At 65.7% G+C, this 22416-nt stretch carries 20 protein-coding genes; 8 read left to right on the forward strand and 12 right to left on the reverse strand.

The annotated features are described in order from the left end of the window. Nucleotide 1: 1 nt before the first annotated feature. Both poxB and G6N57_RS26190 read right to left on the reverse strand, forming a co-directional pair. Nucleotides 2–1738 carry a ubiquinone-dependent pyruvate dehydrogenase gene (gene poxB, locus G6N57_RS26185; protein WP_077743806.1) on the reverse strand — a complete coding sequence of 579 codons (1737 nt, stop codon included), beginning with the start codon at nucleotides 1736–1738 and terminating at the stop codon, nucleotides 2–4. 71 nt (nucleotides 1739–1809) lie between these two features. Beyond that, nucleotides 1810–2577, reverse strand: a complete 768-nt coding sequence (locus G6N57_RS26190; protein ID WP_064880808.1) for an SDR family NAD(P)-dependent oxidoreductase — start codon at nucleotides 2575–2577, stop codon at nucleotides 1810–1812. Nucleotides 2578–2809: 232 nt separating this feature from the next. Here G6N57_RS26190 and G6N57_RS26195 point away from each other — a divergent pair, with 232 nt between their 5' ends. From G6N57_RS26195 to G6N57_RS26215, 5 genes are all read left to right on the forward strand, one after another. Next, nucleotides 2810–3190, forward strand: a complete 381-nt coding sequence (locus G6N57_RS26195; protein ID WP_077743805.1) for a GatB/YqeY domain-containing protein — start codon at nucleotides 2810–2812, stop codon at nucleotides 3188–3190. Nucleotides 3191–3211: 21 nt separating this feature from the next. Further along, on the forward strand, nucleotides 3212–4735 hold the full coding sequence (locus G6N57_RS26200; RefSeq protein ID WP_077743804.1) for an ATP-dependent DNA ligase: 1524 nt from the start codon (nucleotides 3212–3214) through the stop codon (nucleotides 4733–4735). Between the two features lie 113 nt (nucleotides 4736–4848). After that, nucleotides 4849–7155: a carbon starvation CstA family protein gene (locus G6N57_RS26205; protein ID WP_077743904.1), complete on the forward strand. Its 2307-nt coding sequence runs from the start codon at nucleotides 4849–4851 to the stop codon at nucleotides 7153–7155. Further along, nucleotides 7155–7292, forward strand: coding sequence for a CstA-like transporter-associated (seleno)protein (locus tag G6N57_RS26210; protein ID WP_216615863.1), 138 nt, complete (start codon nucleotides 7155–7157; stop codon nucleotides 7290–7292). The genes G6N57_RS26205 and G6N57_RS26210 overlap by 1 nt, the downstream gene beginning before the upstream one ends. 91 nt (nucleotides 7293–7383) lie before the next feature. Further along, the gene (locus G6N57_RS26215; RefSeq protein ID WP_077743802.1) at nucleotides 7384–8670 is read left to right on the forward strand and encodes an amidohydrolase family protein; all 1287 of its coding nucleotides are present in this window, start codon (nucleotides 7384–7386) and stop codon (nucleotides 8668–8670) included. A gap of 76 nt (nucleotides 8671–8746) precedes the next feature. On the opposite strand, the gene G6N57_RS26220 is transcribed toward G6N57_RS26215, so the two are convergent. Then, complete coding sequence (locus tag G6N57_RS26220) at nucleotides 8747–9982, reverse strand: cytochrome P450 (RefSeq protein ID WP_077743801.1); 1236 nt, start codon at nucleotides 9980–9982, stop codon at nucleotides 8747–8749. Then, entirely contained in the window at nucleotides 9979–11034 is a 1056-nt protein-coding gene (locus G6N57_RS26225) for an LLM class F420-dependent oxidoreductase (RefSeq protein ID WP_077743800.1), read from the reverse strand. Before G6N57_RS26225 ends, G6N57_RS26220 begins: the two co-directional genes overlap by 4 nt. A gap of 134 nt (nucleotides 11035–11168) precedes the next feature. On the opposite strand from G6N57_RS26225, the gene G6N57_RS26230 reads away from it, so the two are divergent. Then, nucleotides 11169–12665, forward strand: coding sequence for an acyl-CoA carboxylase subunit beta (locus G6N57_RS26230; protein ID WP_077743799.1), 1497 nt, complete (start codon nucleotides 11169–11171; stop codon nucleotides 12663–12665). Nucleotides 12666–12770: 105 nt separating this feature from the next. On the opposite strand, the gene G6N57_RS26235 is transcribed toward G6N57_RS26230, so the two are convergent. Genes G6N57_RS26235 through G6N57_RS26245 form a run of 3 tightly spaced genes read right to left on the reverse strand, consistent with a single transcriptional unit; the run spans nucleotide 12771 to nucleotide 15260 of the window. After that, nucleotides 12771–13811, reverse strand: coding sequence for a TIGR03857 family LLM class F420-dependent oxidoreductase (locus G6N57_RS26235; protein ID WP_077743798.1), 1041 nt, complete (start codon nucleotides 13809–13811; stop codon nucleotides 12771–12773). A gap of 28 nt (nucleotides 13812–13839) precedes the next feature. After that, nucleotides 13840–14217 carry a nuclear transport factor 2 family protein gene (locus G6N57_RS26240; protein ID WP_077743797.1) on the reverse strand — a complete coding sequence of 126 codons (378 nt, stop codon included), beginning with the start codon at nucleotides 14215–14217 and terminating at the stop codon, nucleotides 13840–13842. Further along, nucleotides 14214–15260, reverse strand: coding sequence for a phosphotransferase (locus tag G6N57_RS26245; protein WP_077743796.1), 1047 nt, complete (start codon nucleotides 15258–15260; stop codon nucleotides 14214–14216). Before G6N57_RS26245 ends, G6N57_RS26240 begins: the two co-directional genes overlap by 4 nt. A gap of 68 nt (nucleotides 15261–15328) precedes the next feature. Between G6N57_RS26245 and G6N57_RS26250 the strand changes: the two genes are divergently transcribed. After that, entirely contained in the window at nucleotides 15329–15937 is a 609-nt protein-coding gene (locus tag G6N57_RS26250) for a TetR/AcrR family transcriptional regulator (RefSeq protein ID WP_077743795.1), read from the forward strand. On the opposite strand, the gene G6N57_RS26255 is transcribed toward G6N57_RS26250, so the two are convergent. From G6N57_RS26255 to G6N57_RS26265, 3 genes are read right to left on the reverse strand one after another with little or no spacing between them, the layout of a single operon-like run. Beyond that, nucleotides 15920–16963 carry an alpha/beta fold hydrolase gene (locus G6N57_RS26255; RefSeq protein ID WP_077743794.1) on the reverse strand — a complete coding sequence of 348 codons (1044 nt, stop codon included), beginning with the start codon at nucleotides 16961–16963 and terminating at the stop codon, nucleotides 15920–15922. The two genes, G6N57_RS26250 and G6N57_RS26255, sit on opposite strands and share 18 nt — an antisense overlap. 34 nt (nucleotides 16964–16997) lie before the next feature. Then, on the reverse strand, nucleotides 16998–18614 hold the full coding sequence (locus G6N57_RS26260; protein ID WP_077743793.1) for a flavin-containing monooxygenase: 1617 nt from the start codon (nucleotides 18612–18614) through the stop codon (nucleotides 16998–17000). Continuing rightward, nucleotides 18611–19630, reverse strand: a complete 1020-nt coding sequence (locus G6N57_RS26265; protein ID WP_077743792.1) for an NAD-dependent epimerase/dehydratase family protein — start codon at nucleotides 19628–19630, stop codon at nucleotides 18611–18613. Before G6N57_RS26265 ends, G6N57_RS26260 begins: the two co-directional genes overlap by 4 nt. 90 nt (nucleotides 19631–19720) lie before the next feature. Between G6N57_RS26265 and G6N57_RS26270 the strand changes: the two genes are divergently transcribed. Beyond that, entirely contained in the window at nucleotides 19721–20662 is a 942-nt protein-coding gene (locus G6N57_RS26270) for a TIGR03619 family F420-dependent LLM class oxidoreductase (protein WP_077743791.1), read from the forward strand. 9 nt (nucleotides 20663–20671) lie between these two features. Here G6N57_RS26270 and G6N57_RS26275 read toward each other — a convergent pair whose 3' ends face one another. Next, nucleotides 20672–21106, reverse strand: a complete 435-nt coding sequence (locus G6N57_RS26275; RefSeq protein ID WP_077743790.1) for a nuclear transport factor 2 family protein — start codon at nucleotides 21104–21106, stop codon at nucleotides 20672–20674. 57 nt (nucleotides 21107–21163) lie between these two features. After that, nucleotides 21164–22369: a cytochrome P450 gene (locus G6N57_RS26280; protein ID WP_077743789.1), complete on the reverse strand. Its 1206-nt coding sequence runs from the start codon at nucleotides 22367–22369 to the stop codon at nucleotides 21164–21166. Nucleotides 22370–22416: the final 47 nt, after the last annotated feature.

Here is a 22416-nt window from a genome sequence, read left to right on the forward strand (position 1 = left end):
ATCAGTCCAGGATGCGACGGGCGACGTTGGTGGTGACGAGGTCCAGGAGTTCATCGGCGCGCCCGGCGAGGATGGTGCGGATCGCGTAGAGCGAGAATCCCTTTGCCTGTTCGACGGTGATCGCCGGCGGTATCGACAGTTCTTGGCGCGCGGTGTGGACGTCGATGACGGCCGTGCCGTCGTGGGCGAAGGCATCGGCGATCGCGCGTTCGAGGTCTGCCGGTTCCGTGACCCGCCTGCCGAATACTCCCATGGCCTGAGCTACGGCGGCGAAGTCCGGGTTCACCAGTTCGGTACCGAAGGTGACGATGCCTGCGGCCTTCATCTCCAGCTCCACGAAGTTCAGCGACGAGTTGTTGAACACGATCAGCTTGACCGGCAGCTTGTTCTGGATCAGCGTCACGAGCTCGCCGAAGAGCATGGTCAGTCCGCCGTCCCCGGCCAGGGCGACCACCTGCCGGTTGGGGAACGCGGTCTGCGCGCCGATCGCGTGCGGCAGCGCATTGGCCATGGTGCCGTGGTTGAACGACCCGATCAGCCTGCGCCGCCCGTTCATGGTCAGGTACCGGGCCGCCCACACCACGGGGGACCCGACGTCGCAGGTGAACACCGCGTCGTCGGACGCCAGCCGGTTGGCAAGAGCAGCAACATATTCCGGCCGGATCGGGGTCTTGTCGCGGTCGTTGACGGCCAGCGAGTCGAGCGTGGCGCGGGTCTTGCGGTAATGGCGCAGCGACCGGTCGAGGTGGTCGCGATTGTTTTTCGGCCGTAACAGCGGCTGCAACGCGGCCAGGGTGTCGGCGACGCTGCCGCGCAAGCCCAGATCGATCGGCGTGCGGCGGCCGAGGTGGCGACCGCGGATGTCGACCTGGATGACGGTGGCACCCTCTGGATAGAACTGCTGGTACGGGAAGTCGGTGCCCAGCATCAACAGGGTGTCGGCCTCCTTGATGGCCTTGTAGCCGGAGGCGAAGCCGAGCAGTCCCGTCATGCCGACGTCGAACGGGTTGTCGTACTCGATGAATTCCTTGCCGCGTAGTGCGTGAACGATCGGAGCCTGCAGGGTCGACGCCAGCTCGATCAGGGCGTCGTGGGCACCGGCCACGCCCGCGCCGCCCAGGATGGTGACTCGCTCGGCGGCGTTGAGGATGTCGGCGGCGCGGCGCACCGATTCGTCGTCGGGACGCACGATCGACCGGGTGGGCCGCACCGGGCGCGTGGTCCATCCGGTCTCCCCCGCACGCTGCAGGAAGATCTCGCCGGGGATGACGACGACGGCGACACCGTTTTCCTCGACCGCTGCCCGCATCGCCATCTCGAGGATGCGCGGTGCCATCTCAGGAGTGCTGACCAGTTCGCAGTAGATGCTGCACTCACGGAACAGCTCCTGCGGGTGGGTTTCCTGGAAGTACTCCGACCCGATCTCGGTACGCGGAATGTGGGCGGCGATGGCCAGCACGGGCACGCGGCTGCGCTGCGCGTCGAACAGTCCGTTGATCAGGTGCAGGTTGCCCGGGCCGCAACTGCCCGCGCACACGGCCAACTGACCGGTCAGTGCCGCGTCGGCGGCCGCCGCGAACGCCGCGGTCTCTTCGTGCCGGACGTGCTGCCAGGTGATCTCGCCACTGCGGCGGATGGCGTCGGTGAAGCCGTTGAGGCTGTCACCGGGAAGGCCGTAGACCCGCCGTACCCCGCTCAGTGTCAGTGCGGAGATGACTTGGTCTGCAATGGTCGCCATCACGCCTCCCGGTATGCGATTCCGGCGTGATCGGTGACGCGGGCGCGCCCTCGATCACGCCGGAATTCACTCTACTTGGGGGCGAATCGCTGACCGGCGTCCAAACGGAGGCACTGGCCGTTGAGCATCGGGTTCTCGGCGATCGCCACAGCGAGCTTGGCGTACTCCTCGGGCTTGCCCAGACGCTTGGGGAATGCGGCGTCCTTGGTCAGCACGGCGGCGAACTCGTCGGGAATGCCCTCGGTCAGACCGGTGGCGAACAGGCTCGGCGCGATGGCCAGGACCCGGATGCCCAGGCTGCCGAGGTCGCGCGCCATGGTCAGGCACATGCCGGCGATCGCGGCCTTGGAGGCGGTGTAGGCGACCTGGCCGATCTGCCCTTCGAACGCGGCGATGGAGGCGGTGTTGATGATGACGCCGCGCTCCTCTGCCTCGGCATCGACCGGCTCGTTCTTGCTCATGTGCCAGGCCGCGAGCCGGCTGATGTTGAACGTGCCGATCAGGTTGAGGTCGATGGTGGAGCGGAACGAATCCAGGCTGTGCGGGCCGTCCTTCTTGATCGTGCGCTCACCGATGCCGCCACCTGCGGTGGTGACGATGATGTGCAGGCCGCCCAAGGCCGCGACGGCCTCTTCCAGCACCTTCTCGGTGCCGTCGAAGTCGGTGACGTCGACGGCGAAGAAGGAGCCACCGATCGCGTCGGCCACTTCCTGGCCCTTGGATTGCGGTCGGTCCAGCACTGCCACGCTGGCGCCGCGCTTGGCCAATGCCTCGGCGGTGGCGCGGCCAAAGCCGGACGCGCCGCCGACGACGATCGCCTTCTTGCCTTCGATCTCCATCTAGCTCCCTTTCCAAAAATGACCGAAATCGTAAAGCAACCTATCTCATCGAGCCTTCCCGTAAGCCTTTCGGGTTCGATGCGCTGGTCCCCTGGGCCACCCCTTGCACCGCGACGGTGCGTGTTTGTCCCCCGACACGCCGGATTCTGTCGACACGCAGCGCACGCTCGTCGTCGACGAGCGTGCGTAAATCACTCGACGCCGCCACCGAGACCGAATAGGTTCGCCTGCCATGACCCCCGCCGAGCAATGGCGCGACCGACTCCGCCAGTCCCTGCTGTCGGCACGGAAGGCCCGCGACACCAGCAGCGTCTCCGCGATCCGATCGGCGCTGAGCGCCATCGACAATGCCGAGACGCCACAGGCCGATCAGACCGACACCCGCATCGGCGGAGCGATCGCCGGGGCCGTGTCAGGGGTGGGCTCGACCGAGGTCGCCCGCCGGGTGCTGAGCGACGCCGAGATTCGCGCTCTTGTCCAGGCCGAGGTCGATGAACGGCGCACGGCGGCCGACGAATACATCGCAAACGGACATCACGAACGGGCTGCGGACCTGCAATCGCAGGCCGCGGTGTTGATGCAACTCCTCGGTCAAACCCCGGAGGGTGTCTGACCCCCGTGGCACGCTGAGGACGTGTTGCTCGCCGACGTCGCGTCCGCATCCTCCGATATTGCCGGGGCCTCGGCGCGGTTGGCCAAGATCGACCGCATTGCCACCCTGCTCGCCGCGACCGCGGCGGACGGTGACGCCCTGGCGGTGGCGGTGACGGTGTCCTGGCTGTCCGGCGAGTTGCCGCAGCGTCAGATCGGTGTCGGGTGGGCCGCATTGCGTTCACTTCCGACGCCCGCAGAGGTCCCGACGTTGACCATCACCGGCGTCGACACCGCATTCACCGAGATCAAGGGAATCGCAGGCAAGGGCTCACAAGCTCTGCGCGCCGATTCGGTGCGCACCCTGTTCGCGGCAGCCACCGACGCCGAACAGACCTTCCTCCGGCGTCTGTTGGGCGGTGAACTACGTCAGGGCGCTCTGGCCGGGGTGATGGCCGACGCGGTGGCCAAGGCATCCGGCGTCCCCGTAGCCGAGGTCCGGCGCGCGGCCATGCTCGCCGGCGATCTGCCCGCGGTGGCCGCCGCAGCGCTGACCGGCGGCCGATCCGCCCTGACCGAGTTCCAGCTGCAGGTCGGTCGCCCGGTCGGGCCGATGCTCGCCCAGACCGCGACAGGTGTCGCCGATGCGCTCGAACGGCTCGGCGGTACCGCGATTCTGGAGGCCAAGCTGGACGGTGCCCGCGTGCAGATCCATCGCAATGGATCGAAGGTGTCGGTGTACACCCGCAGCCTCGACGACGTCACCCACCGACTGCCCGAGGTGGTCGAAGCGACGCTCGCGTTGTCGGCCACCGATCTGATCGCGGACGCCGAGGCCATCGCCCTGCGGCCCGATGGACGCCCGCACCCCTTTCAGGTCACCGCCGCCCGGTTCGGCCGCAAGACGCCGAACGATCTCGAACCGCTGTCGGTCTTCTTCTTCGATCTGCTCCACGTCGACGGCCGGGATCTGCTCGATCTGCCCACCGAACAGCGGTTGGCGTCCCTGGACGCACTGGTTCCACAAGACCGGAGCGTCGACCGCGTCGTCACCACCGACGCGGACGTGGCGCAGCAGTTCCTGGACCGCACCCTAGGGGCCGGCCACGAGGGAGTGATGGCGAAGTCCCCGTCGGCGCCCTACGAGGCCGGCCGCCGCGGCGCCGGCTGGCTCAAGGTCAAACCGGTGCACACGCTGGACCTGGTGGTGCTGGCCGTCGAACGCGGGTCGGGGCGGCGCAGCGGCAAGCTGTCCAACATTCACCTGGGTGCCCGGGACCCGGACACCGGCGGATACGTGATGCTGGGTAAGACATTCAAGGGCATGACCGACGCGATGCTGGCGTGGCAGACCGAGCGCTTCACCCAACTGCAGGTCGACGACAACGGCTGGGTGGTGACGGTCCGTCCAGAGCAGGTCGTGGAGATCGCCTTCGACGGCGTCCAGCGGTCGAGCCGTTATCCGGGTGGGGTTGCCCTGCGTTTCGCGCGGGTGCTGCGGTACCGGGACGACAAGACCCCGGATCAGGCAGACACGATCGACGCGGTGCGCGCCTACCTCACCTGACCTGCGCCCGGATTCCCGGCTACGGTTCGGAAACCGGGATTCGATGCCACACGCTTTGGCTCGATGAAAAGATCATCACGACGCGTATGACACAGGGCGAGCGAGGAGAGACCGTGGCAACACCGGACGCCCCACCGGCGGACCGCATCGAGGAGCACGACGGCGACGTCACCTATATCCGCACCGACAAAGACCTTCCGCCGGTGGCGATCATCGACCGCTCTCCGATCACGGCCAAGCACAAGGCGATCTTCGCGATCGTCGCGGTGCTGGGCGCGGTGGCCTGGGCGGTGATCGCCTTCTTCCGCGGGGAGACCGTCAACGCGGTCTGGTTCGTGATCGCCGCGATCTGCACCTACGTGATCGGCTTCCGGTTCTACGCCCGGCTGATCGAGATGAAGATCGTCCGGCCGCGTGACGACAATGCCACTCCGGCAGAGCTTTTCGACAACGGCACGGATTACATGCCGACGGACCGGCGGGTGCTGTTCGGTCACCACTTCGCCGCGATCGCCGGTGCGGGCCCGCTGGTCGGCCCGGTGCTGGCCATGCAGATGGGCTATCTGCCCGGCACGATCTGGATCATCATCGGCGCCGTCGTGGCCGGCTGCGTCCAGGACTACCTGGTGTTGTCCATCTCGGTGCGCCGCCGCGGCCGCTCGCTCGGGCAGATGGCGCGCGACGAGCTCGGCGTGGTCGGTGGTGTGGCGGCCATCGTCGGTGTGCTGGTCATCATGGTGATCCTGCTGGCCGTGTTGGCCCTGGTGGTGGTCAATGCGCTGGCCGAAAGCCCCTGGGGCGTCTTCTCGATCGCGATGACCATCCCGATCGCCATCTTCATGGGCCTGTACCTGCGCTTCCTGCGTCCCGGGCGGGTCTCGGAAGTCTCGCTCATCGGTGTCGCACTGCTGCTGCTCGCGGTGGTCTCCGGCGGCTGGGTGGCCGAAACATCCTGGGGCGCGGACTGGTTCACGCTCTCGAAGGTCACCCTGTCGTGGTGCATCATCATCTACGGCCTGGCCGCGTCGGTGCTGCCGGTGTGGTTCCTGCTGGCTCCGCGTGATTACCTGTCGACGTTCATGAAGGTCGGCACCATCGCCCTGTTGGCCGTCGGCATCCTGATCGCCCGGCCGGTGATGCAGGCACCGGCGATCTCGCAGTTCGCCACCAGCGGCACCGGCCCGGTGTTCGCCGGCTCGTTGTTCCCGTTCCTGTTCATCACCATCGCCTGCGGCGCGCTGTCGGGCTTTCACTCGCTGATCTCCTCGGGCACCACGCCCAAGCTGCTGGAGAAGGAAAGCCAGATGCGGTTGATCGGCTACGGCGGCATGCTCACCGAGTCGTTCGTCGCGATCATGGCGCTGATCACCGCGGCGATCCTCAACCAGCATCTGTACTTCGCGATCAATGCGCCGACGGCACAAACCGGCACCACCGCGCAGACCGCCGCCGACTACGTCAACGGCCTTGGCCTGTCCGGGCAGCCCATCACCGCTCAGGAGATCACCGCGGCAGCCGAAGGCGTCGGCGAACATTCGATCGTGTCGCGCACCGGCGGCGCACCCACCCTGGCGTTCGGCATGTCCGAGGTGCTGCACCAGGTCTTCGGCGGAGCGAGCCTCAAGGCCTTCTGGTACCACTTCGCGATCATGTTCGAGGCGCTGTTCATCCTGACCACGGTCGATGCGGGTACCCGTGTCGCGCGGTTCATGCTGTCGGACGGCCTGGGCAATCTCGGTGGGCCGCTGAAGAAACTCCGCAACCCCAGCTGGCGGGCGGGCGCCTGGGCCTGCAGCGTCATCGTCGTCGCCGCGTGGGGTTCGATTCTGCTGATGGGCGTCACCGACCCCTTGGGCGGCATCAACACCTTGTTCCCGCTGTTCGGCATCGCCAACCAGCTATTGGCCGCGATCGCGCTGACGGTGGTCACCGTGGTGGTGATCAAACGCGGATTGGTGAAGTGGGCCTGGATTCCAGGTGTTCCGCTGCTGTGGGATCTGACCGTGACGATGACGGCGTCGTGGCAGAAGATCTTCTCCGCTGACCCGAAAGTCGGTTACTGGAAGCAGCATTCGCAGTACGTCGCGGCTCAGGAGGCCGGTAAGTCCACCTTCGGCGCGGCGAAGAACCCCGATCAGATCGATGCGGTCATTCGTAACACGTTCATCCAAGGCACCCTGTCGGTGGTGTTCGCGGTACTGGTGCTCATCGTATTCATCGCGGGCGTGGTGATGGCACTGCAGGCACTGCGCGGCGCCGGCCGGCCGCTGGCGGTGGACGAGGAGGTGCCGTCGCGCATCTTCGCCCCGTCAGGATTGATCGCCACCTCGGTCGAGAAGGAGGTGCAGAAGCAGTGGGACGCCTTGCCCGGAGCACACGCCAGGCCGCACGCCACGTCGGGTGGTACTGGTCAACATTGATGGGCGACAACCACTATCGGCGCTACGTCGCTCACCGGGAACGCACCCATCCCGGTGAGCCGGTGCTGTCCGAGCGGGATTATTGGAAGATGCGGCACCGCAATACGGAGGCCAATCCCGGCGCACGCTGCTGCTGACCGGGCAATCTGTCCATCGTCTGGCTCTGAGGTTGGCACCCGGGCTAAACTGTTGCCATTACGGTAAGGCCGTCATGAATGGAGCGGGTTCGTGAACAAAGACGACATGATCCTGATCAGCGTGGACGATCACATTGTCGAACCACCTGACATGTTCAAGAACCACCTGCCGAAGAAGTACGCCGACGAGGCACCACGTCTGGTGCACAACCCTGACGGCAGCGACACCTGGCAGTTCCGCGACATCGTCATTCCCAACGTCGCGTTGAATGCGGTCGCCGGGCGCCCCAAGGAGGAGTACGGGCTCGAACCCCAGGGCCTCGACGAGATCCGCAAGGGTTGCTACAACGTCGATGAGCGCGTCAAGGACATGAACGCCGGCGGCATCCTCGGCTCGATCTGCTTCCCGTCCTTCCCCGGGTTCGCCGGACGCTTGTTCGCGACCGAGGACCCGGAGTTCTCGCTGGCGCTGGTGCAGGCCTACAACGACTGGCACATCGACGAATGGTGCGGCGCCTATCCGGCGCGCTTCATTCCGATGGCGCTGCCGGTCATCTGGGACGCCGAGGCCTGCGCTGATGAGGTGCGCCGGGTCTCGAAGAAGGGCGTGCACGCGCTGACGTTCACCGAGAACCCAGCAGCGATGGGCTACCCCAGCTTCCATGACGACTACTGGACTCCGCTGTGGAAGGCGTTGTGCGACACCAACACTGTGCTCAACGTGCACATCGGCTCGTCGGGCAAGCTGGCCATCACCGCACCCGACGCACCGCTGGACGTGATGATCACCCTGCAGCCGATGAACATCGTGCAGGCCGCCGCGGACCTGTTGTGGTCCAAGCCCATCAAGGACTACCCCGATCTCAAGATCGGGCTGTCCGAGGGCGGCACGGGCTGGATTCCCTACTTCCTGGAGCGCGTCGACCGGACCTACGAGATGCACTCGACCTGGACCCATCAGAACTTCGGCGGCAAGCTGCCCAGCGAGGTGTTCCGGGAGCACTTCCTGACCTGCTTCATCTCCGACCCGGTCGGCGTGACCCTGCGCGACAAGATCGGCGTCGACAACATCGCCTGGGAAGCCGACTACCCGCACAGCGACTCGATGTGGCCGGGTGCCCCCGAGGAGTTGTGGGACGTGTTGACCGAGAACAACGTGCCGGACGACGAGATCAACAAGATGACGCACGAGAACGCCATGCGCTGGTACTCGTTCGATCCGTTCACCCACATCTCACGGGAGCAGGCCACCGTCGGCGCGCTGCGTAAAGCCGCTGAGGGTCATGATGTTTCGATTCAGGCGCTGAGCCATCACGAGCAGGGCACCCGCGGTGACGCGCTGCACGCGGCGGCCCGCGGCAACTCCGGGTCCGAGTAGTCATCTTCTACCGCGAGCAGACGCAAAACCCCCTGGAATCACGGGATTTTAGGGGGTTTCACGTCTGCTCGCGGTCCTATGTGAGCGAGTAACGCACCGGCAGGTGCTTGAGCCCGCCGACGAACGTCGTGGCCATGTGCTGCGGTGCGCCGGCGAGTTCAGCGGACCGTAGCCGCGGCAGCAGCTCGGAGAAGAAGCTGTTGATCTCCATCCGGGCCAGTGCGGCGCCGAGACAGAAATGCACACCGTAGCCGAACGCGATGTGTTTGTTGGGATCTCGCCCGACATCGAAGCGGAACGGGTCGACGAAGACGTCCTCATCGCGATTACCCGACACATAGGACAGCAGCACCGACTCGCCCTTCGCGACCCGCACACCGCGAATCTCGTAGTCCTGCTGCGCGGTGCGCATGAATTCCTTGACCGGTGTCGTCCACCGGACCATCTCCTCGACCGCCAGCGGCATCAGACTCATGTCGTTCTGCAGCCGGGCCAGTTGGTCGGGGTTCTGCAGTAGCGCGTGCATGCCGCCGGAGATGCTGGCGCTGCTGGTGTCGTGGCCGGCGGCGGCGATGATCGCGTAATAGGAGACCGTGTCGATATCGGACAGCGGCTCCCCGTTGAGGGTGGCGTTGGCGATCGTCGAAGCCAGGTCATCGGTCGGATCGGCCCGACGCGAAGCGGTCAGTTCGGTGAAGTACTGGAACATCTCGAGCAGCGCCATGCCCTGCTCTTCCATGCTGGTACCGCGCTTGAACTCGTCGTCGTCACTGCCGAACAGCTCCTGGGTGAGCTTGAGCATGAACCCGAAGTCGGACTCGGGCACGCCGAGCAGCGTCATGATCATGTACAGCGGATAGTTCACGGCGACCTGCTGCACGAAGTCGCATTCCGGACCTTCATCGACCATCCTGTCGACGAACCGCTTGGCCAGTTCGTCGGCACGATCCTTCAACGCGCGCATGGCCTTCGGCCGAAACCAGTTGGCTCCGATGGCCCGCAGGTCGCGGTGCAGTGGGTCGTCGGTGTGGATCAACGTGCGGATGCCGATCGCGGCCTGCTGCTCATCGCCCTCACGCGTTACCAGTACCGGTCGCGGCGAGTTGGTGAAGATGTCGTTGGCGCGCTCGATCTCCATGATGTCCGCGTGCTTGGTGATCGCCCAGAACGGGGCGTAGTCGGGCACCTCGACCCAGGACACCGGGGCGTTCGCCCGCAGGTGGGTCAACGCCGTATGCAATGTCGCCTCGTCGGCATATGCCGATGGATCGGCGAACATCCTGGCGACATCGTCGACGGTGCGGACGGTCATACGTTGCTCCTCACTGGCGGGCATTCGCGAAACTCCTGCAGTACCGCGTTCACGGTTTCCGGGGATACCGCGGCGGGAAAGCCCGGGAGCACCCGGTCGATGACGCCGTCGCAGCGGCGCCGCAACGCCGCGGCCAGTTCGGGGATCGGGGCCACCACGGCGAAGGTGCCGAGCACCTCGTCGTCGATGAGTTGGCCCATCGCGTCCCACTCGCCGGCCAGCGACAGCCGGTGCAGTTCGGTATGCCGATCTTCCCAGCCGTGCAGTTCCAGGACTTTGCGGTAGGCCGGGGTCGAGCCGTAGAACGCGAGCTGTTTGCGGGTCGCGACCGACGCCGCGGCCATCTCCTGTTCGTCGGCGCCGGTGACCAGGAAGACCGGGCAGGACAGCTCGAAGTCACCGCGGTCACGCCCGCTGCGATCCATGCCGCGCTGCAACGCCACCGTGGTCACCTCGTCGAGATAGCGCCGGGTGGTGAACGCGTGAGCAAGCAGACCGTCGGCCATCTCGCCGCACACTTCGGTCATCAGTTCACCCACGGCGGCAAGGAACACCTTGGGGAACGGCAGCGCCGACGGCTCCGGGGTGAACATCGGCGTCATGATCTTGTGGGTGTAGAACTCGCCCTCGAACCGCAGCTTGGTCCCGTCGCGCCAACAGCTCCAAATCGCCTGCAGCGCTTCGATGTACTCGCGCATGCGGCGCGCCGGGTGACTCCACGGCATGCTGAACCGTTTCTCGATGTGCGGTTGGATCTGGGTCCCCAATCCGAGAATGAAACGGCCACCCGAGTAGGTCTGCAGGTCCCAGCCGAGCTGGGCCGTGGTCATCGGATTGCGTGCGAAGGCCACCGCGATGCTGGTGCCGATCTGGATCCGCTCGGTGTGCTCGGCGGCAATGGCCAGGGGCAGGAACGGGTCATGGTTGATCTCACCGGTCCAGCACCCGTCGTAGCCGTGGGCCTCCAGGTCGCGGGCGATCTGCGGGACCTCGGCAAGCCGACTGGGAATGCCGCGGTCAACCTTGACGGCGCGGGCAACCGGTTCACTCATCGGCGGCGCGTTCCTTTGCCAGCTTGTTCCCCCGCGCAAAACCTGACCACCTGGTCGACGCTACAGTAAGCAATTCAGTATGGTCAACGAGGTTAGGCTACAAGCCAACCGCCGGTTCGAGAAGTGGAGACACAATGACCAACGACCCCGAGTGGAAGGAAACGCTCGAGGACCTCGTCCGCCGGCGCGAACACGCATTCGGCATGGGTGGTCCCGAACGACTGGCCAAACACCACGGCAAGGGCAAACTCGATGCCCGGGCCCGGATCGCGCGGCTGCTCGATCCGGGCACCTTCCAGGAATTCGGCACGCTGGTCGGCGGTGACATCGCCTCTGACGGGCTGGTCGCCGGTTCGGGCCGCGTCGACGGCACGCCGGTGATGGTGGGCGCCGAGGATTTCACCACACTGGCCGGCAGCATCGGGCCTGGCGGTAACGCCAAACGCTACCGGCTCGCCGAACTGGCGCTACGCAACAAGATTCCGCTGGTGATGCTGTTGGAGGGCGCCGGTTTTCGCCCCAGCGGCGAGCACTACGGGCGCACCCCCACCGACCTCATCGCCCAGGCGAAATGCTCAGGGAAGGTGCCCACCGTATCGGCGATTCTCGGCCCGTCGGCGGGCCACGGCGCGCTGGTGGCGCCGGTGTGCGACTTCACCATCATGAGCCAGCAGGGCGCCATCTTCACCGCGGGACCGCCTGTGGTGAAAGAGTCGACCGGAGAGGACATCTCGAAGGAAGATCTCGGCGGCCCGAATGTCGCACTGGCGAGTGGCGTGATCCACAACTACGCCGAGGACGACGAGACCGTAATCGACGACATCCGCCGCTACCTGTCCTACTTCCCGTCGAGCGCATGGTCGTATCCGCCCACCCGCCTCGCCGATGACACCGCCGAGCCACGACCCACCCCCGAACTTCTCGACATCATTTCGCGCGACAACCGCCGCATCTACGACATGCGCGCCGTGCTCGACGAGGTCTTCGACCGGCCTGACTGGTTCGAGGTCCAGCCGAAGTTCGGCCGCGCCATCATCTGTGCGCTCGCGCACCTGGGCGGCTATCCGGTTGCGGTGGTGGCCAATCAACCGCAGGTGATGGCCGGTTCGATCGACGCCGACGCGGCCGACAAGGCCGCCCACTTCATCTCGGTCGCCGACTCGTTCCACCTACCGATCGTGTTCCTCGCCGACAACCCCGGCATGCTCCCGGGCAGCCAGTCCGAGCGCAGCGGGGTATTACGCAGCGGCGCACGCATGTTCGCCGCACAGACCGCCGCGACCACGCTCAAGCTGCACGTGACGCTGCGCAAGGCGTTCGGCTTCGGCTCGATGGTGATGTCGCTCTTGGGTTTCGACGACCAGGTGGCCACCTTCGCCTATCCCGGAGCCACGATGGGCGCGATGGGCGCGGCCGCGCTGAGCGCCGCGACCCACGCCGGCGAGGACTACGCCGAGGTACTCAAACGGATGGAACTCGAAGCGTCCTTCCGGTCGGCGGGTCACCTCGGCTTCGATGAGCTCATCTCCCCCGAGGAGACCCGCAACGCGCTGCTGGTCACCCTGCAGCATGGCATCTTCAGCCGTCAGGCGGTCGCCGAGCCGGTGTCCCGCACCCTGATCATGCCGTAACCCCGCACCGCGAGCGTGCGCGTCTGCCGGTCGACACGCCGTGTACCGCCGACAGTTTGCGCACCCTCGCGCCGCCTGCGTTCTATTTCCGCTTCCCGGTGATGCCTACCTGGCCCGGTATTCGGTGACGATCGGCTCCAGCTCGTCGGGTGTGGCCCCGTGCATGATCACGGCGTCAGCACCGTAGTCGAACTCTTTGCGGATGCGGTCGACGCATTGGCGTGCCGATCCGGTGGCCGACGGTTCCAGCCACTCGTCGGGGATCAGCGTGGCGATGTGTTCGATCTGCTCGGCGCTGGCCTTGTGGTCGATGCCGCCGGGAATCGACGTGACGACGGAATCCTCTCGGAATCGTTGCAGCACAGCCGGATCCCAATTGTTGGTACTGACCAGCAGGTCGCCGTAGCCCTGCAGGTAGGTGGCGAGGCGGGCCACGGTTTTCTTCAGCCGCAGCTCCTCGGGCAGATGATCGCCGACGGTGGCGAAGCAGGACCAGACCCGCACGCTGTCAGGATCCCGGCCGGCCTGTTCAGCGGCTTCCTTGACGGTCTTGACCGCGCGCTGCAGCGTCTCCGGGGTGAAGTACGTGTGCAGGATGACGTCGTCGAACTCCCGGCCGCCCAACGCAAGTGTCTGCGGTCCGAATGCGACGATCGCCAGCCGGATGTCCTCGTTGAAGTCGGGGTCGAGGAACAGCACCTGATACTTGCCGATCGGCCCGTCGTGGTTGAGAACCACCTCGCCGTGCCACAGCCTGCGCATCACCTGCGCGAAATCCTCCATCTGGGCGGTGGTCACCGCGGGCACCCCGAACGCGTTGTACATCGCGGCGATCCCGCGACCGATGCCCAAGGTGAACCGGCCCCGCGACAGCCGGTGCATCGTGGTGGCCCACGATCCGGTGATCAGCGGATGGCGGGTGTTGTGATTGGTTGCCGCCGTGGCGATCTGCATGCGATCCGTGACCGCGCAGGCAGCGCCGACGAGCGAGGATGCCTCCTTGACGTTCCACCGTTCGGAGATGAACGCAGTACCGAAGCCGAGTTCCTCGCCACGGCGCGCCTCGTCCATCAGCGTGGCCGGGCCCTCACCACCGGCACCGGCCAGCAGGTAGTAGCCAAGTTCATCCAGCACCCGTTCGGTCATTTCGGCTCCTCGCGCAAGCGCTCGTCGGTCACGCCCAAACTCCTTGTTTGTAGCCACAATTCCACACTTCGGTGATCCGGCCGTCGACAACGCGGAAGATCTCCATGCTGCTGATCGTCATGGCGTTGCCGTCCGGGAACGTCATCGGGGATTCGTACACGATCGCGACATGTTCGCCGTCGTCGCCCGCGACGATCAGGTTCAGATCGAACCGGATGGACTCGAACATCGCCCAGTGGTCGATCACCCGGTTGACGGCCTCTTCATGGGTGAGCACCTTCGCCTCACCGACGTCGTGGCGGGTGACGGTGTCCCCCAACAGTTCGTCGGCAAGGACGAAGTCCTTCTCGTTCCAGACCACCCAGTTGTATTGCTCCACGACCTCACGTGCAGTCCGGACGGTCACGCGAACACCTCCAATGCATCGATGTCTTCGATGGCCGCGACGGCGCGGTCGATGAGCGTGAGACACAGTTGCCGGGACCGTTCGGGGGCGACGTCCCAGGTGAGCAGGGCGACCACCGGCATATACAGCAACAGGGCGGTCGCGAAACGGTAGTGCCGCCAGGCCTCGTCGAACGGGTATCCGGAAACCAGGCTGACGTATTCACGCACCAGTTCCTCGTCGTGACCGCGACGAACTTCGGTGGGCAATCCCTGACTGACCAGGTAGGCGATGTCCGCCGCCCCCGCGCCGCGGACGGTCAGCTGAAAGTCGACCACCTTGAGCGCGTCGTCGCGGAAGAACATGTTGTCGGCGCGGATGTCTCCGTGCAGCAACATGTTCCGATCCGAGAGTGCGGCCAGCGCGACAGGTGCCAGTTCGGTGAACCGTTCGGCGAAATACGCGACCGACTCCGGCACGGGCCGGCCGCTGTGGTCCCGGTAAAGCTGCCATCCGGGCGCGAAGGCGGGCAGGAGCAGGTCTCGCGTCATCGAGCTGTCGATGCTCGGAAATTCCCGCAGCACAATGTCCTCGACGCCTGCTGACCACGTGTGTAGACCGGCCAGCTGGTGAATAGCCAGCTGCGCACGCGGGAGTGACAGCCCGGCCAGATGGTCAGCGTTCTCCCAGTCCTGCAGATCTTCCAGGACGAGCACGAAGTCCGGGCCGGACATCCGCGCCACGTAGCAGCGCGGCGTGGCGATGGGCGCATTCGGCGCGATGTGCCGGTAGAAGTACAACTCGCGCTGATAGCCGCCGAGCATCTCCATCCCGCCGCGCGCCAGCGAGTCAGCCGGCAGCTTGACGATCAAAGTCTTTGGCACATCGCCAGATCCGTTGAGATAGATCCGGTACAGCGCCGCGGAGAAGCCGGTGTCCAGGGCAATGCGCTCGGCCCGTACCGCCGTCACGTGCACACCCAGCGCTTCGGTCAACCAGGGTGCGGTGACCTCACCGATGCCTGTGGGCACCGGTTCGGACACGGGCACTGCGACTGATGTCATCGTTGACCTCCGCAGACAAATTTGACGCTGAGCAACTAAGTTAGTTGTCGACCGTCTAATATGCAAGGGTGCCTTCGCCTACCCAGGGGCTCACCCAGCCCGAGCGCGTAGAGCAGTCTTCACGCCGACTGCTGCAAGCCGCCGCCGAGTTGATCGTCGAAAAGGGCTGGGAAGCAACGACTGCTGCCGAGATCGGACGGCGCGCCGGGTACAGCCGGGCCATGGTGCACGCCCGCTACGGCAGCAAGGACGCCATTCTCGACGCCTTCCAGGACGTCTATGTGGCACGCCTGAACCCCGATCCTGAACCGGGTGCGTCCGGCCTACAGCAGGTGCTGGCACATTTCGACCGCGTGCAGGAGATTCACGCCGAGGATGCCGCGGTGACCCGCGCGATGTTCGTGTCGGCGTTCGAGGCGGTGAAGACCACGTCGCCACTGCGCGAGGGCGTGCGCAGTCAATTGGCCGCGGCCGCGGTCAAGATCGAAGCCGGCCTGAACGCCGGTATCGCCGACGGTTCACTGCGGGCTGATATCGATGTCGACATGGCACTGCGGGACATCACGGGATCGATCTTCGGGATCGCTTTCCAGTGGGTGGTCCTGCCCGAAGACCACGATCTCGACCACGAGATCGACTGTGTGCGCGCCCGTATCACGTCAAGCTACGGTCGTTAGGAATCGCTCGGTCGCATCCTGTACCGCACCGGAGAACAGCTGCCCGACATGGCTGCCGTCGTGCCAGTAGAGTTCCCCGCCCCACTGCTCGTGCATGGCCAAGGCCGAACTGCGCATCGCCATCCGGTCGTGCCAGGCACCGACGATGAGGCGGCGATCAGCCTGGGGCCGGGTGTGCAGCGGGTCGATCACCGAGGTCATCGCCGCTACCGTGGTGGACTGCAAATCCCGCGCCGACTGCCGTCCCGCTGATCCCCAGCGCCCCAAGTGCATTCCGATCATCGTGTTGAGACTCAGGATCGGCGTGTACAACGCCACCGCGTCGACTCGGGCGTCCAGATGCGACACCAGCGCCGCCACGGCACTTCCCAACGACAGGCCGGCCACCGTGATCGACGACGATTGCGGTTCGAGCCAGCCGATCAGCGCCCGTACCTCAGACACCGCACGCATCATGCCCGCGATGTTGGCCAGCGGATCGCGGGCCGGATACTCGGGCCATGACCCGCGGCGCGGCCCGTGCCCAGGCTGGACCGGCAGGGCCACGTTGAAGCCGAGTTCACGTAGCCGTCGGACCCGTGCGACCAGCAGATCCATCGAGTCACCCTGACCCGCCCCGTGCATCCAGATCAACCACGGGCGGGCATCGTCTCCGCAGCGATACAACCGCACCCTGGCGGTGGCGACACCGCCGTGACCGTCGGCCAGCACCGAGGTCGGCAGCGCGGCTTCGTGATCGAAGACCAGCTCGTCGAACGTCAGTGCGCCGAATCGGCGAGGACGAATGCTCTTGACCTCCAATGCATCCGGCTCTGCGTGCGCCCCATCGATACCGAGTGCGCCAAGTTCGTCGGCGGCCCATTGATATTCGCCAAGGGGCCGCGGCAACTGCGGCGGTGGGCCGGCCAGCGTCATGCCCGTGACCACGAGCTCGTCGAGGGCAACCTCACCGAGCTGACGCAGACCGGTGACCGAAAGCGGACACCAATCCCCCGCTCCGGCCAGTGCGCCCACCGAGCGGGGCATCACACCACCGAGCTCCCAGGCGATCCGGGTAGCCCTAAGCAACAATGAACCCGGCGTAGCCGTCAGCGGCGATCTCGTCACACCGGCGACGGTACTCGGGGATGCCGGCGGTGTATCCGAGGTACATCCGCTTCTTGCCGGGCACATTGCCGCCGTTATACCAGGAGTTGCAGCTCGGATGCACCAGCACGGTGGGTGCCACCAGCGCCGTGGTGTGTTCCACCCATTCGGCCTGCGCCTGCGGCGTTGCCTCGATGGTCGAGTACCCACCGGCTCTCAGGTACGCGATGCAATCCGCTATCCACTCCACATGCTGCTCCAGAGCGGCCACGAAATTCGTTGCTGCCGAGGGGCTTCCCGGGCCCTGGATCGTGAACAAGTTCGGGAACCCGGCCACCGCCAGACCGAGGTAGGACAGCGCCCCCTCCTTGGACCAGTACTCCCCCAGCACCAGCCCGTCACGGCCACGCACATCGATCCGGCTCAACGCGCCGGTCATGGCGTCGAACCCGGTGGCGTACACGATCACATCGAGGTCAAAGTCGCCCTGCTCGGTGGAAATCCCCGTCGCCGTCACCTCGTTGATGACGCCCTTGCGCAGATCGACGAGGGTGACGTTGTCCCGGTTGTAGGTCTGGTAGTAACCCTGGTCGATGATCGGCCGCTTGCAGGCGAACGGGTGACTGGGTGTCAGCGACGCCGCCGTCTCCGGGTCGGTCACGATGCGGGCCACCGCCTGTCCGTACAACTCGGTGGCCGTCCGGTTGGCATCGATGTCGAAGAAGACATCGCCCCAGTTCAGCGCGCCCATGACGCCGTGTTCCTCGACCGCGCGTCGTTTCTCCTCGGGCGTCGCCGATTTCACCGGCGGCCGCACCAGCATGTCCAGCAGCACGGAGAACGCACTGAGCCGGGCCGCTCCCACCGGGTGTTCCCGCTGCGCGGCCCTGATGCCCGCGTAGTCAGTCTTGAGCGCGTCGAGCTCCCCGGGCGCGAACGGGCGCACCTGCCACGGCAGGGTGAACGCCGGGGACCGCTGGAACACCGTGAGCTGTGCGCACTGCTCGGCCACTACCGGGATCAGCTGCACCCCGGTTGATCCGGTACCGATGACCCCGACCCGCTTGCCCGTGAAGTCGACCTCCTCGCGCGGCCAGCGGCCGGTGAACAGCGAGGTGCCGGCGAACCGGCTCATGCCGGGGATGTCGGGTTCCAGCGGCACCGAGAGGATTCCGGTGGCGGCCACCACGAAAGGGGTGTGCAGCGTTTGCCCGCCGGCGGTGCTGACCGCCCACAGCGTTCTGTCCTCGTCGAAGGTCATCGCAGTGACCTCGGTACCGAATGCGATGTCGCGGCGCAGGTCGAGTCGGTCCGCGACGAAGTTCAGGTAGGCCTCGATCTCGGGCTGGGCCGGCATCGTCTCGGTCCAGACCCACTCCTGCTGGATCTCATCGCTGAAACTGTATGAGTATTCGATGCTCTCGATGTCACAGCGTGCGCCCGGGTACCGGTTGACCAGCCAGGTGCCGCCGACGGCGTCGGCCTTCTCCAGGACCTGCACCCTCAGCCCCTGCTCCCGTAGCCGGTGTAGGGCATACAAGCCGGAGAATCCGGCGCCGACGACGATCGCGTCGAAGTCGGGGCTGCTCACAAGTCGATGACCTTCTCGTTGCGGTTCTTGCGGTCGACGTAGAACTGCGCGGCCCGGCGAATCGATTCGGCGGTCGGGGCCGGTTTCCACCCCAGCTCACGCATCGCCTTGCTGTGGTCCGCGGGCGAGGTGAGCCACATCAGTCGCGCGGCGGTGAGGTTCATCGGAAAGTCGGTGCCGAACAGCCGATTCGACATGCCGGCGAGCCAGCCGAAGACATACAACGGGGCCATGGGTATTCCGAATCGCGGCGGTCGCGCACCGACCGCCTCGGCCGCCGTGGTGAACATCTCCCGCTGGGACATGTAGCGCTCGGACACGATGTAGCGTTCGCCGATCCGGCCGTACTCGGCGGCCAGGATGAGCGCATCGGCCGCGTCATCGATGCCGACCACCTCCGAGCCGACGCCGCGCACGTAGACCGGCAACTTGCCGAACGCAGCCATCGCCACGAGCGCCCCCTGCCTCGGCTGCCAGTCGGGTGGCCCGTAGGGGTTGGACACGCACATCGCCACGGCGGGCAGACCGTGTTCCCTGGCGTAGGTCAGCACCAGGTCTTCGGCCTGACGGCGGGATTCGATGTACGGGCCGCCTTTGCCGGCCCAGTTGAACGGGGTGTCCTCGTCGACGGTCGCGCCGTCGTCACCGACAGCGATGGTGCCGATGGTGCTGAGAAAGACGAACCGCTGCAGGTCAGCGTTCACCGCGACGTCGAGGACGTTGCGCAATCCCTCGACATTGGTGGAGAACAGCGGCGCCGGGTCGGCCAGATGGGCGCGGGTGTCGACGACGCAGTAGAACACCACATCCCGGTCGGCCATGGCCGCCGCCACCGCATCGGTGTCGAAGATGTCGCCGTAGCAGCGTTCGACGTCCACACCGTCGATGCCCTTGGTCGAACTACTGCGGCGAAGCAGCACCCGCACATCGTCGCCTCGTTCGACGAGTTGGCGAGTGACGCAGGCCCCGACGTTTCCGCTTGCGCCCATGACGAGTACTTTCCGCCGGCGATCCATCGCTACTCCATCTCGGTCGACAATCAGCGATCGATGTTACGGTAACGCTTTCAGTAGCGTCTCGGAATCCGGTCAGAAACGGGAAGATCGATGAAGTACACCCTGGAATATCCCAGCGAGCTGCCCACCGCACCTGACGAATTCCTGCAACCGGAGGTCATCCGGGCGGTCGTCACCCACGCTGAGGCGGCGGGCTTCTCCGCCGTTGCCCTGAGCGAGCATCCGGCCCCGTCGGTCAAGTGGCGGAACCACGGTGGACACAACACGCTCGACCCGATCGCCGCGCTGAGTTTCATGGCAGCAGTCACCTCGCGCATCCGGTTGATGACCAACCTGTACGTGCTCCCGTTCCGCAACCCGTACCTGTCGGCCAAGGCCCTCGGCAGCGTGGACCTGATCTCCGGCGGTCGGCTCATCGCCGGTGTCGGTGCGGGTTACCTAGGATCCGAGTTCGCGGCGGTCGGCGTCAGCTTGGAGCGTCGTGCCGAACTGCTGGACGAAGCCCTGGCCGCATTGCGCGCCATCTGGACCGAGCCCGAAATGCCGGTTACCGGTGCTGATTTCGCCGCAGTGGGGCCAGTCTCGCTGCAGCACCCGGCGCAGCGCCCGCATCCGCCGATCTGGATCGGCGGGAACGGCGCCGCTGCGATCCGACGCGTGGTCGAGCACGGCAACGGGTGGATGCCGATCATCGCCACGACGGGCATGGCGGCGACGATGCGCACCACGGCCATCGAGAATCCCGATCAGTTCGGCGCCGCCGTCCGACGCCTGCACCACCGTCTGGCAGACGCCGGCCGCGACCCGCGCTCCGTCGACATCCAGGTGGTGTGTCCGCCGATCGATCTCGATGACGACGCTTCGATCCGCCACGGGCGCGGAGTGCTGCACGAACTGGAGGGCCACGGTGCCACCTGGGCCGTCATCCACGCGGACGGCAGCGGCCCGCAGGCCGCGCTCGACTACCTCAAGGCGTTCGGTGAAACCATGGATCTTGTTGCAGATCAGAATGTCTCGGAGACACCGCCGTAACGCAGCCAGTCAAGCGCCTTTGAACTTCAGCAGCGTCCTGGTCAGGTGCAGACTCGTGATCTGCCATGTGCCGTCCCGCTTTTCGTAGGTCTCGTGGTAGTGACCCGCGCCGTGCAACTCACTGCCATCAGGGAAGAACAACATGTCCTCCATCGCCCAGATGCCCGTTGCCGTGGTGTCGGAGGTCAACATGATCTCTGGCGTGTGGCAGTGGTGCACCGTCGCGGCGTGCTCGACGCCGCCCCATACCACGGGAAAGAACTCGTCGAAGCTCGTCAGCGGCGGGGCCGTCTGCGGATCGGCACCGCCGGTCGACACGGCCATGTCGAGCTTCACCACGACGTCGTCGACGAACAATCCCCGCCAGGCATCGATGTCCTTGGTGTCCAGGAACCGGCAGTACCGGGCTTTGAGCTGCTTGATCGCTTCGATGTCGTCGGACAACGGGCCACCTCCTGGTCGACTGCGGTGCACTATATCTCCGGCGTGGCTCACTCGTGCTCAGTCCAGGACCCGAACCGGCACATTGCTCCAGCCCGCGACATTCTGCATGTTCACCCGCTTGCAGCCCTCCCAGTCCACCTCGTAGCGCGGCATGAAGTCCAGCATCTTGTCCAAGGCGATCACGCTTTCCAGCCGGGCCAGCGCCGCCCCCAGACAGCTGTGAATTCCGTAGCCCAGACCCAGATTCTGCGCTTGCGAACGATCGCGGTCGATGTCGAACCGGTCCGGTTCGGTCCACGCCTCCGGGTCCCGGTTGGCCGACCCACCCACCAGGAACACCGGTTTGCCTGCCGGAATCGTCACGCCGTGTAGTTCGATCTCGCGCATCGAGCGCCGCACGTTGTACTGCGCGGGCGCTTCGTAGCGCAGCAGTTCCTCCACGGCCAGCGGCACCTTGCTGCGGTCGTCGAGCAACTTCTGCCATTCTCCGGGATTCTGGGCGAACACCACTGCCGCATTGCCGAGCAGCTTGGTGACCGTCTCCGCGCCGGCACCACCGAGAAGCGTGGCGAATTCGGTGATCTCGATGTTGGTCAGCGGTTCCATCTCACCGTTGTCGCGCTCGATCTCCGACTCGATCAGCTGGCTGATCAAGTCGTCCCCGAGCTCATGGCGGCGCTTCTTGATCAGCCGAAAGTAATAGATCGCCATGTCGACGGCGGATTTGATGCCGACCTCACCCATCTCGATCTCTCCGGCTTCCCGGTGCAGCAGATCGTCGATCCACAGCCGGATCTGCTGACGGTCTCCTTCGGGGACGCCCTGCAGCGTGGTCATCACGTCGACGGGAAAGAGGGCGGAGAAGTCCTGAACGAAGTCGAACCCGGCCGGGTCGACCGCCGACAGATGCTTGTCGATCAGCTCGGTGACGAGTTCACGCTTGGATTGGATCGCGCGCGGCGTGAAGACCTTGTTGAGCAGACTGCGCATCCGGCGGTGCGCCGGCGGGTCCATCGCGATGATCGAACCATGCTCGGTGACATCGCCTTTGCGCACCTGCGCGAGGTCGACGCCATAGGCCGAGGAGTAGGTCTCGTAGTCCTTGAACGCCGCGGCGACATCCTCATGACGGGTCAGCGCGTAGAAGTCATATCGCTCGCTGTAGTAGACGGGTGCGTGCACACGCATCTGCCGGTACATCTCGTAGGGACTGTTGAAGAAGTCTTGAGAAAACGGGTCGAACACCACCGTCGCCGCAGTCATCGATAATCCTTCTCCGCCCCCGTGAGCGAGTCACGGTCCGTGAAACA

This window comes from Mycolicibacterium boenickei (genome assembly GCF_010731295.1).
Lineage (GTDB): Bacteria > Actinomycetota > Actinomycetes > Mycobacteriales > Mycobacteriaceae > Mycobacterium > Mycobacterium boenickei.